At 50.7% G+C, this 11,656-nt stretch carries 9 protein-coding genes; 6 read left to right on the top strand and 3 right to left on the bottom strand.

Annotated elements, in window-relative coordinates:
- Positions 1-271 (top strand): integrase core domain-containing protein (locus tag EQP46_RS18550; protein ID WP_161972876.1); only part of this gene is annotated, 271 nt, incomplete at its 5' end.
- A gap of 41 nt (positions 272-312) precedes the next feature.
- On the opposite strand, the gene pta is transcribed toward EQP46_RS18550, so the two are convergent.
- Together pta and EQP46_RS18540 are read right to left on the bottom strand one after the other, a co-directional pair.
- On the bottom strand, positions 313-2,463 hold the full coding sequence (gene pta, locus EQP46_RS18545; RefSeq protein WP_129495067.1) for a phosphate acetyltransferase: 2,151 nt from the start codon (positions 2,461-2,463) through the stop codon (positions 313-315).
- 173 nt (positions 2,464-2,636) lie between these two features.
- Positions 2,637-3,833, bottom strand: a complete 1,197-nt coding sequence (locus EQP46_RS18540; RefSeq protein WP_129495062.1) for an acetate kinase — start codon at positions 3,831-3,833, stop codon at positions 2,637-2,639.
- 446 nt (positions 3,834-4,279) lie between these two features.
- Between EQP46_RS18540 and yfbV the strand changes: the two genes are divergently transcribed.
- The 5 genes from yfbV to EQP46_RS18515 all read left to right on the top strand — a co-directional run bounded on the left by yfbV (position 4,280) and on the right by EQP46_RS18515 (position 9,556).
- On the top strand, positions 4,280-4,729 hold the full coding sequence (gene yfbV / locus EQP46_RS18535; RefSeq protein ID WP_129495061.1) for a terminus macrodomain insulation protein YfbV: 450 nt from the start codon (positions 4,280-4,282) through the stop codon (positions 4,727-4,729).
- A 219-nt stretch (positions 4,730-4,948) separates the two neighbouring features.
- On the top strand, positions 4,949-6,292 hold the full coding sequence (locus EQP46_RS18530) for a DASH family cryptochrome (protein WP_129495060.1): 1,344 nt from the start codon (positions 4,949-4,951) through the stop codon (positions 6,290-6,292).
- Between the two features lie 60 nt (positions 6,293-6,352).
- Complete coding sequence (locus EQP46_RS18525) at positions 6,353-7,807, top strand: FAD-binding domain-containing protein (RefSeq protein WP_129495059.1); 1,455 nt, start codon at positions 6,353-6,355, stop codon at positions 7,805-7,807.
- A 19-nt stretch (positions 7,808-7,826) separates the two neighbouring features.
- Positions 7,827-7,988 carry a DUF2256 domain-containing protein gene (locus EQP46_RS18520; RefSeq protein ID WP_129495058.1) on the top strand — a complete coding sequence of 54 codons (162 nt, stop codon included), beginning with the start codon at positions 7,827-7,829 and terminating at the stop codon, positions 7,986-7,988.
- A complete protein-coding gene (locus EQP46_RS18515) occupies positions 7,985-9,556 on the top strand; it encodes a cryptochrome/photolyase family protein (protein ID WP_129495057.1) in 1,572 nt (523 codons plus the stop codon). The genes EQP46_RS18520 and EQP46_RS18515 overlap by 4 nt, the downstream gene beginning before the upstream one ends.
- Before the next feature lie 435 nt (positions 9,557-9,991).
- Here EQP46_RS18515 and EQP46_RS18510 read toward each other — a convergent pair whose 3' ends face one another.
- On the bottom strand, positions 9,992-11,605 hold the full coding sequence (locus EQP46_RS18510) for a BatD family protein (RefSeq protein ID WP_129495056.1): 1,614 nt from the start codon (positions 11,603-11,605) through the stop codon (positions 9,992-9,994).
- Between the last annotated feature and the right edge of the window lie 51 nt (positions 11,606-11,656).

The raw sequence follows: 11,656 nt of genomic DNA, 5'->3' as shown, positions 1-11,656 counted from the left end.
ATATCAGTCTCAGTTGATAACAAAAGGATGGCGCGCATCCATGACTGACGGGTATGACTGTTATCAGAACGCACTAGCGGAACGGGTCAATGGCATTCTCAAACAAGAGTTCTTGCGTTATCGATGCAAAAACAAAGCAGAGTTGCTATCGCTGGTGAAGGAAAGTATCGATATATACAACAAACTTAGGCCGCACCTCAGCCTAGGGATGCAAACCCCAAATGAGGTACATGAAAAAGCCAGTAGGCAATACCCACTGGCTCTTACTTAAAACCGTCAACTTATTTTAGGACGGGACAATAAGCGTGAGGCTTATTTCGCTGCTGCCGCTTCCGCGTCGTCAGCTTGTTTCGCTTGAATCGCAGTCAGTGCAACGGTGTAAACGATATCGTCTACCAGTGCGCCGCGAGACAGGTCGTTCACAGGCTTACGCATGCCCTGAAGCATTGGACCGATAGAGACCAAGTCAGCAGAACGTTGTACTGCTTTGTACGTGGTGTTACCGGTGTTCAGGTCAGGGAAGACGAATACCGTCGCTTTACCCGCTACTGGCGAGTTAGGCGCTTTCGATGCTGCAACGTTTTCCATGATTGCTGCGTCGTACTGAAGCGGGCCGTCGATCATCAGATCAGGGCGTTTTGCTTGCGCAAGTTTGGTTGCTTCACGTACTTTATCAACGTCTGCACCCTTACCAGATTCACCGGTAGAGTAAGAGATCATTGCAACGCGTGGGTCGATACCAAATGCTGCCGCAGAATCCGCAGATTGAATTGCGATTTCAGCCAGTTGCTCAGCCGTTGGATCTGGGTTGATTGCACAGTCACCGTAAACCAATACTTGATCAGGCAGAAGCATGAAGAAGATTGACGAGACGATAGACGCATCAGGTGCCGTTTTGATGATTTGGAACGGAGGAACGATGGTGTTTGCTGTGGTGTGAACCGCACCAGAAACCAGACCGTCAACTTCGCCCGCTTCAAGCATCATTGTGCCAAGGAAGACTGAATCTTGTAGCTTCTCGCGAGCAACAACTTCGGTCATGCCTTTCGCGCCACGTAGCTCAACCAAGCGAGCAACGTAGTTTTCACGTACTTCATCAGAGTTGATGATAGTCACGCCAGCACCCAACTCTACACCTTGTTGCGCAGCAACACGGCGGATTTCGTCAGGGTTACCCAAAAGCACACATTCAGCAATCTTACGCTCAGCACAGATAGCCGCCGCTTTCACTGTACGTGGCTCGTCGCCTTCTGGCAGTACGATGCGCTTCGCTGCTTTACGCGCGAATTCAGTGAGCTGGTAACGGAATGCTGGTGGGCTCAAACGACGTGCACGAACAGAACCTTCAGAAAGAGATTCAATCCAGTTGCCATCGATGTGGTTTGCAACGTGCTCGTTAACAAACTCAACACGCTCTTTGTCGTCTGCTGGTACTTCTAGGCTGAAGCTCTGAAGGTTCAGAGATGTCTGCCAAGTGTTACCTTTGGTGGTGAATACTGGCAGACCAGATTCAAACGCACGCGCACACAGGCTTTGAAGTTCTGTTGGGATGTTGTAACCGCCAGTCAGAAGCAGGGCACCGATTTCCAGACCGTTCATTGCAGCAAGACATGCAGCAACGATAACGTCAGGACGGTCTGCTGAAGTCACCAGCAGTGAACCAGGACGGAAGTGCTCAACCATGTTCGGAATAGAACGTGCACAGAAAGTGATGCTCTTAATACGACGAGTGTTGATTTCACCTTCGTTTACGATCTCAGCATTCAAGTGCGCAGCAAGGTCGCTCGCACGTGTTGCAATCAGATCGATGCTCCAAGGCACACAACCAAGAACACGGATAGGGCTAGAGTTAAAGATCTCCATCACTTCCACGTTGGTTGGTTTCGCCACGTTAGACTCATCAAAGATGTCTGACAGGTCTGGACGAGTGCGGCCTTGGTCATCAACAGGTGCATTGTGCTTGTTGATGATCAAACCAGAGATGTTCTTGTTCTTCGAACCACCGAAGTTAGATACAGCAACCTCAATGCGCTCACGAAGTTGCGCTGGGTTATCAGTACCTGGGGTCGCTACGAACACGATTTCCGCGTCCAGAGTCTTAGCGATCTCGTAGTTTACTTGGTTAGCAAACGGGTGGTTACGTGTAGGTACTAGACCTTCAATCAGCGCCACTTCTGCATCGGCAGTTGCGCCTTTGAAACGCGCGATGATTTCTTCCATCAACACGTCGTTTTGGTCAGTACGGATAAGCTCTTCAGCTTTTGCCATGCTAAGTGACGCTGCCACTTTCATGTTGCTGTTTGCTTCGATGATGGTCGACGTCAAGTCTGGCTGGTTGCCACCATCACGAGGTTGCGCGATTGGCTTGAAAAACGAAACGCGAACGCCCTTGTGTTCCATCGCACGCAATACGCCTAGGCTGACACTTGTCAGGCCTACACCAGCGCCGATAGGAATGAGCATGATAGTACGGGACACGGTTAATTCCTCTTTACTACGTCAGAAGCAAAGCCCGCATAGATGCAGGCTTAGTCAGTATGTTCAGTGTGGCAGAGCTTAGTCAATTTGCTGAAGATCCGCCAAAACTGAAACGACTGACCGAAGCGGCCAGTCGTAAAGTCACGCGTGGTGGGTAATTAAATACCAGCCAGACGTGCAGTATCTTGAGCGATAACCAGTTCTTCGTTGGTAGAGATAACCATCGCAGGAACACGGCTGCTATCAGTGGTGATAACGCCTTCGCCGCCGAAGCGTGCTTTCAGGTTGCGCTCTTGGTCAACTTCAACACCCAGTAGGCCTAGACGGTTAAGTACTAGCTCACGGATTGGGCCAGAGTTCTCACCGATACCACCAGTGAACACGATCGCGTCCAGACGGCCGTCAAGACATGCAGTGTAACCTGCAACGTACTTAGCAAGACGGTGACAGAATACGTCCATCGCGCGCGTTGCTTCTTCTTTAGAACCGTAGTTGTCTTCAACGAAACGACAGTCAGAAGTCACTTCAGTCAGACCAGCAAGGCCAGACTCTTTGGTTAGCATGTTGTTGATTTCTTCAACGCTGTAACCCAGTGCATCGTGCAGGTGGAAAATGATTGCTGGGTCTAGGTCACCAGAACGGGTACCCATTACCAGACCTTCAAGAGGCGTCATACCCATTGAAGTGTCTACAGATTTACCGTTTTTGATTGCACATACAGATGCGCCGTTACCTAGGTGACAGTTGATGATGTTTAGTTCTTCAACTGGCTTACCAAGTTGTTCTGCAGCTTCTTGCGCGATGAAGAAGTGAGAAGTACCGTGCATACCGTAGCGACGGATACCGTTCTCTTTGTACAGTTTGTATGGCAGAGCGTATAGGAACGCTTCTTCTGGCATAGTCTGGTGGAACGCAGTGTCGAATACCGCTACGTTTTGTAGCTCTGGGAACGCTGCTTTCGCTGCTTCAATACCAACAAGGTGCGCTGGGTTGTGAAGTGGTGCGAAGCTAGAAGCATCTTGGATGCCTTTAAGCACGTTGTCACAGATCAGTGCAGACTGAGTGAACTGCTCGCCGCCGTGAACGACACGGTGACCGATAGCGCCCAGGTTTTCTGCTAGCTCAGGTTTTGAAGCCAGGATGGTGTCAACGATGAAGCTTAGCGCTTCTTGGTGTGCAGCGCCGTTGCCCAGTTGAGCTTCGTGCTTGCCGTCCAATTTCCACTTAATGCGGGCTTCTGGAAGTTGCAGACATTCTGCAAGACCAGTCAGGTGCTCTTCACCTGTTTGAGCGTCAACGATAGCGAATTTCAGCGATGAGCTGCCGCAGTTAAGAACAAGAACCAGCTTAGACATTTGAGACTACCTATTCGTGTAAAGTAGAGTGTGTTGATTAACGGGAGAAGAATAGTTAATTAAAATGTCACTAACCCTCTCACTAAAGCGATGCTAAGAAACAAAATATTTTTGCTTCATATTTAGCCAATTTTGTCGCGGAATAGATACTTCGCTCTTCGGTCCCTGATCCACAACGCAAAACGCCAGACAGATTTCGTGCCAGCACACCATCATTGGTGATTTGTTGCGCTGCCGTTCATCCATATGGCGTTTCAGTGGTTGCGAGATAATCAAATCCGAGCAACAATTGATTTAAGTCGGCTAAGGATAGCGATACTTGCTTCAGATAACAAAAATTTTTGAGTCATTCTTGATTTGAATTAATTTTTATCAACTTTGTTTTAACATTTGCAGCAGGATTTTAGTCGGCGGATCAATGAAATCGCTTGAGAGGTATGCGCCGTATGAGCAGAAAAACAATCTGGGATAGTTTCCGTGATGGTCAAAAATACATGACGGAATGGCCGATTCGAAAAGAACTCGCGCCCATGTTTCCCGAAAACCGAGTGATTAAAGCAACCAAGTTTGCTGTAAAAGTGATGCCTGCTGTCGCGGTGATTAGCGTCCTCATGCAAATGGCGTTTAACAACTACGCAGGGTTGCCACAGGCCATGATCATTGCTTTGTTTGCATTGAGCATGCCGCTGCAAGGTATGTGGTGGCTAGGCCGACGTCGTGACACCCAACTGCCGCCTGCATTGGCAGGTTGGTACCGTGAACTTCATGAAAAAATTGTCAGCGAAGGCGGTGCCATTCAACCCATCAAAAGTCGCCCTCGCTACAAAGAGCTGGCTCAAACGCTCAATCGTGCGTTCAAACAGTTGGATAAATCTTCACTAGAACGCTGGTTCTAACACCTAACTGACCTTGCCTGCCTTTGCTGGTAACGAGTCAAACGAATAAGCGCCTTGGGAAACCGAGGCGTTTTTGTCTCTGGCCAATTCCCCTGCCTCTTGTCGTCCGTCTTGTCTGGCGTCTGTTTAACCTGCTGATGGGTTAAACCATAAGTGCTGTTACCCCGTAAGACTCTGTTGAGCATTCCATTTAGTTCAATAGCGCAAGGTGGCATTAGCATGAACAAAGCCGTGTATTGGTTCACCCATGATTTACGGTTGCAAGACAATCCAACGTTGAGTGATGTGCTTCGACAAAGCGATGCTGTCGCCTTTGTTTTTGTCATCGACCCACGTTGGTTCGAGCAGCGTAATCACCATCAAAAAATGATGGGCGCTCATCGGTGGCGCTTTCTGTGTGAATCACTCATGGCGCTGGACGATGAATTGCGCCTTCATGGCCAGCACCTGATTGTGCTCGAGGGCGATCCTGTTGAGCAGCTCAAATCAGTTCTCATTGAGCACCGCATCGACACGCTCGCATGTGCAAAACAAACCGGCTGGTTTGAACGCATGCAGTTGGCGCGGATTGGCGTCGACATTCCGCGGTTGAACATCTTGTCGCATTGGAATAGCACGCTGTTTGATGAGGCGCAGTTTTCGATAATGGGCGACGTCTTTTCGACATTTTCTCGGTTTAGAAAGCGTGTTGAATCTGCCAATTTCATGCCGTTAGACCCCTGCAAAATATGGCTAGAAACCCTTCAGCCTCCGGTGTTCGAAAGGTCGGGCTCGTTGCGTGATACGCTTTCTCACTATGATGTGTTTAATTCGCTGCGCTCTGATAGGTCACCGCGTTTTTATGGCGGTGAACAGGCCGCACTTGAACACCTCAACAACTACTTTTCTTCCCGTGCACCGCTTAGCTACAAGCAAACCCGAAATGCGTTAGACGATTGGGAAAGCTCGACCAAATTCAGCCCATTTTTGGCGCTTGGCACGGTATCGCCTCGCCAAGTCTGGCAACACCTCAAGCGGTATGAGGCCGAGTTTGGAAGCAACGAATCGACGTACTGGATTGGGTTCGAGTTGCTGTGGCGAGAGTACTTTCAATGGCTAGCAATAAAGCAGGGCGTCACACTCTATGCCTTCAAAGGCAATGCCAAATCAGCCCCACTAACAAGCCACTATGCTGGGCGCTTCATGAAGTGGGTTAAAGGTGAAACGCCTTTTCCACTGGTCAACGCATGCATGAAACAACTCAAAGAAACAGGCTATTTGTCGAACCGAGGACGCCAAATTGTCGCCAGCTGCTTGGTGAATGAGCTGTCTGTCGATTGGCGGTTTGGTGCAGCCTATTTTCAACAGCAATTGATTGATTTTGATGTCGCATCAAACTGGGGCAATTGGCAATACATTGCTGGTGTCGGTGCTGACCCGCGTGGCGGTCGACATTTTAACATCGACAAGCAAGCCGAGATGTTCGACCCCGATGGTGAATACGTACGTCGTTGGTCAGGGCAACAGGGTGTTCGCACGTTGGATTCGGTTGATGCGGCAGATTGGCCCATTTATGACGTGTAAATTTGGTCTCGCCACATCACAGCCCTTTTTTGCGCCCACGTCACCGAATGAGGAGGGCGCATGTCGATTTCCGTTGTTTGGCTAAAGCGAGACCTTCGCTTGATGGATCATGCGCCTTTATTGCGCGCAGCAAACTCGGGGTTGCCTGTCCTTTTGGTGTATTGCTTTGAGCCCATGCTCCTTGATGACCCACATTACGAGGAGCGCCATTGGCGATTTGTTGGCGAATCTCTGAATGACATCCAATCGCGGTTGCAAGACGGTGCGCTCTACATCTCCGCTGAAGGCGCGTTAGAAACATTGGAAAGCCTCCACAAGACCCACGGCATTGAACACCTGTTCTCTCACCAAGAAGTTGGCCTGAACAATACCTTTGAGCGGGATAGAGCCGTCCAAGCATGGTGCGATGCGCAAAGCATCAATTGGGATGAAACACCTGTGGGGGCTGTGATACGCGGTTTAACCCACCGAAAAACGTGGGACAAACATTGGCAGAAAGTCATGCGCGCGCCCCAAGCTGATTGCGACCTATCCCGTGTGTCTTGGGCAACATCACGCGCTGAAACGTTGCCAAGCCGTGTTGAGCAATACCTTCATCCGACCACGAACGCTGAGCGCTTCCAACGCGGTGGTGAAACCGCAGCGTGGCAAACCCTGAATGGCTTCTATGATGACCGAGGGAAGGATTACGCCTACTCATTATCAAGCCCGACGTTGAGTCAAACCCACTGCTCTCGCGTCTCACCTTATTTGGCGTGGGGGAACGTGAGCCTTCGTCAGGTATACCAAACCGTGCTGAAACACTGGAGTGTGCCGGGGTGGCGACGCTCGCTGGTGGCGTTTAGCTCGCGTTTACATTGGCACTGCCATTTCATTCAAAAATTCGAGAGCGAATCCAGCATGGAGTTCCAGCCTGTTAATCGCGGCTATCTCGAGTTACCGCGCATCACGGGCGACGTTGCGCAGCAGCGACTAACCGCGTGGAAAGAAGGGAAAACGGGCTTTCCCATGGTGGATGCCTCCATGCGTTGCTTGAAAGCCACGGGGTATTTGAATTTCCGTATGCGCGCTATGTTAGTCAGTTTTTTGTGCCATCACCTCGCGTTAGATTGGCGACATGGCGTGCAGCATCTTGCACGCGTTTTCCTCGACTTTGAACCCGGCATTCATTACAGCCAATTTCAAATGCAGGCGGGCGTTACAGGGATAAACACAATCCGTATTTACAACCCCGTAAAGCAGGGGGAAGAGAAAGATCCCGACGGTGTGTTTGTGAAAACCTGGTTGCCTGAGCTATCCGAGGTGCCAGTACCACTTGTTCATTCCCCTTGGCGACTGTCGCCCATGGAGCAAATGCTGTACGCCGTGAATATCGGCGAAGATTACCCCGCGCCCATCGTCGATTTGAAGCAAAGCTACGCAGAAGCGCAAGCGCTACTTTGGCGCTGGCGAAAGTTGCCCGATGTACAACGTGAAGCACATCGCTTACTCAAGCGACATGTAAGGCCAGATTGAATAAATGGGCTGACACTGAATGAAGAAAAAAGATTTGCCGACAAAGATGTGTGTTGTGTGTCAGCGCCCGTTTACGTGGCGCAAGAAGTGGGCGCGCGTGTGGGATGACGTGAAATATTGCTCGAAGCGCTGCGCAGGTCAAAGACGTGCAAAACCCGAATTTTTAGCGAGAACAGAATGACAATAAAAGCCTCTCGATTACGTTTACTGCTGGGTGATCAACTCAACGCCAGCCACTCTTGGTTCCGTGAGCAAAATGACCAGACCTTGTATGTGATTGCCGAACTTCATCAAGAGGCCAATTATGTGCCTCATCATGTTCAAAAGGTGTGCGCCTTCTTCGCGGCAATGTCTGCTTTCGCGCAGGCATTACAACAGGCAGGGCACAGAGTGCTGCACCTGACCTTGGATGACACCGCACCGTTTTCGGATTTACCGGCCTTGCTCACGCACCTCATCGAGCAACACGGTGTGAGTACATTCGAATACCAATTGCCTGATGAATACCGACTGAGAGAGCAATTGTCGGTGTTCGCCTCCTCCTTGCCTATCGATGCTAACGCGGTCGAATCTGAGCATTTTTATCTGTCTGACCAAGAACTTCCCAAAGACTTTAAGCAAGGTAAGCGACACCGCATGGAAGCCTTCTACCGCAAGATGCGTGTGCGCTTCAATCTATTGATGGACGGTGAAAACCCCGAAGGCGGGCAGTGGAATTATGACGCTGATAACCGCAACAAACTCAAAGCGAAAGACATTGATGAGGTGCCCGAACCGCTGCTGTTCGGGAATGATGTGGCAGATATTCTGGCGCGCATTGAGCGCCATGACATCAGAGTAATAGGAAAGCCCGATTCGAACCTGCTGTGGCCGATAACACGCTCACAAGCGAACGAATTATTGGCCTTCTTTTGCCAGCATTGTTTACCCAATTTTGGCCGCTTCCAAGATGCAATGACAGGACAGGCCGATGACGAAGGCAAGCGCAAACAATGGAGTTTGTATCACTCGCGGTTGTCCTTCGCCCTCAACAGTAAAATCCTCAGCCCACAGCATGTGGTCGACATGGCGGTGTACCACTATCAAACGCGCCCAGAAGCGATTAGCTTGGCGCAGGTGGAAGGCTTCGTTCGCCAAATCCTTGGCTGGCGAGAGTTCATTCGCGGCATCTACTGGGCGAACATGCCGGATTACGCCACGCTCAACACCTTGTCTGCTGCCCGAGATTTACCGTCATGGTTTTGGACGGGTAACACCAAGATGGCGTGCATGAAACACGCGATTGAGCAGTCGCTGGATTATGCCTACGCACACCATATCCAGCGTTTGATGATCACGGGTAACTTTTGCCTCATTGCGGGCATCGCCCCTGAGCAGGTTGATGAGTGGTATCTCGGTATTTATATCGATGCGATAGAATGGGTCGAATTGCCGAACACACGCGGCATGAGCCAGTTTGCTGACGGCGGCATCGTTGGCTCGAAAGCCTATGCTGCCAGTGGGAACTATGTGAAGAAAATGAGCGATTACTGCGGAAACTGCCACTATAAAGTCGCGAAAACCACCGAAGATGACGCCTGCCCGTTGAATGCATTGTATTGGCATTTCATGGACAAACACCAAGCCGATTTTGGCAGCAACCCCAGAACCAAAATGGTGTATGCGAATTGGAATAAGAAAACGGATGAGCAGCAGGGATTGGTGCTGGAACGGGCGGAAAGGGTGTTGAGGGGGATTGAGGAGCTGTAAAGAGCAGGTTCGAGGAAGAGCAGGTACGAGATCCTAGGAAGAGCAGGAAGAGCAGGTGCGAGATCCTAGGAAAAGCAAAGCAAAAGCAAAGCAAAAGCGAAAGCCAGAGCGAAAATCAGAGCGACCCCTCCCTAGCCCTCCCCTTGAAAAGTGGAGGGGATCAAGAGCAAGCGCGAATATTACCTCGGATTTAAGCTCTTGATCTTTCTCCTCCAACTTTCCAAGGGGGAGGTTGGGAGGGGGTTGTTGGCTCGAAGAGCCAAGGTTTTATCAGCGTAAACTGACCTTGGCTCAATGAGCTGAAATGAAATAAGAAAAGGTTGATTAACACACCTGTGATCCCATCCTTTTCTCGCAATCTCGCAATCTCGCAATCTCGCAATCTCGCAATCTCGCAATCTCGCAATCTCGCAATCTCGCAATCTCGCAATCTCGCTACGGCACCAACCCCTTCAACGACGACACCTCCTTCGCATTCACCTTCACAGCACGCGCTTGTTTCAACAAACCAAGCAATGTGCGGTTTTCCCATGGAGTGGAAGCAGTGCTGTAGCGGCTTGCCATCATGGTGCTGATTTCAGCATCAATGCTGTCGCGAAGTGCTTGTGGTAGAGCATTGAAATGCGCTTCTTGTTGCCATTGGCGGTAAGCGGCGGCGACGTTGACAGCGTCATTCTCAGCCACTGCGGCTTCCAATGCTGACAGGGCAGACGTGCTTGAGTGAAGCGAAGATACCGCCACATTCGCGGGTATCGCGACTTGCTTAGGTTTGCGCAGGTAAAGTGCCAAGGTGACAAGCCAAAGCAGCGCAAACACGCCTGTTGCCCACGGCCAATAACCGGCATGTGTGATCACTTTGGTCGTGACGGGCGCGGGTGTTAGCAATGCTTGCTCGTTGTTCGGCAAAATCGGCTGTGTGGATTGCACCTCATCGTTCGGGGCGACCTTGAGCGTTAAGCCAGAAATGGCGCTGGTTTCTTGCTTTCCTGTGGTGGTGTTAAACCAATTAATCGACACTGACGGCAGCGACACATCGCCCACTTCCCTTGGAATGATGACCTGCTTCATGGTCATGATGGTGGCATCGCCATCTTGTCGGTATTCCGGTTTTTCTGAATACACACGAACACGCGAAGGGTATGTGACTGACAGGTTCGGCATGGCGCTTTGCGCGATGTTCTCAATTCTCAGGGCAATAAAACGCGTAATGGGGTCGCCGACCTTCGCGGCTTGCTCAGCGCTACCCGCAACGTCACTCACTTCTGGTTCCCAGCGCTGTGACAGTGTCAGTGAAGGGGTTGGCAACCAAAGGCCGTTGTAATCCGCAGGCTGACCCTTGATAGAGAGTGTTTCGGCCTTCGCTTGTCGGCTTATCGGCAAACCCAATGTTGAATTCCAACGGTTACCGTCGACTTTTGTGCCTGTGAAGACCGCGCCGTTTAACGTGAGTTCACCCGCTTGGGTTGGGGTAATTTGGTACTGACGTTGAATGGCAATGTAGCGGCGACCGTTACGCACGGTCTCGGCTTGTTGGTCTTCACCGATTTGTTCCACGGTTAAACCATCGCCGAAGGGGGCTTGCAGCGCAGGCGAATCCACGCGTGTGCCGATCAGCAACTCGACGTTGTAGGTAAAGGTTTCACCGATGTAGCCGCTCTGTCGGTCAAGGCGCACATTCACTTGTATTGACTGGTCATCGGCTTGTTTTGCGCGTTGGCTGGCTTCCACCACATTGATGCGGATCGGTTGGGTGGCGTAGTCCTCAATCTGAAAGCTAGGAATGGTAAATACACCGATCGTTTTGGCTGCCACGGCGACGCGAATCTCTGTCTTCCGGGTCATGTCGCCATTGATGATGGAGGTGCTATTACTGACACTCGGGCGGCCATACGTGAAGTTTTTCGCAAGTGGGATCAAGTCGAGATCGTCCGTGTCGACGCTGTCATTGATAGACAAGGTCAACTGAAACGGTTCATTTACCGCCACCAAGTTTTTAGAAACAGTGGCAACCGCGTCTGCGGCTGACGCCGAAATCGGCAATGAAGCCATAAGCATTATCACCATGAGTGATAGGCATTTAAGGCGCTGTGATAGTGAGTT

The sequence above is a fragment of the Enterovibrio baiacu genome (assembly GCF_004120195.1).
Lineage (GTDB): Bacteria > Pseudomonadota > Gammaproteobacteria > Enterobacterales > Vibrionaceae > Enterovibrio > Enterovibrio baiacui.
This window is presented reverse-complemented; position numbering and strand designations above follow the sequence as displayed.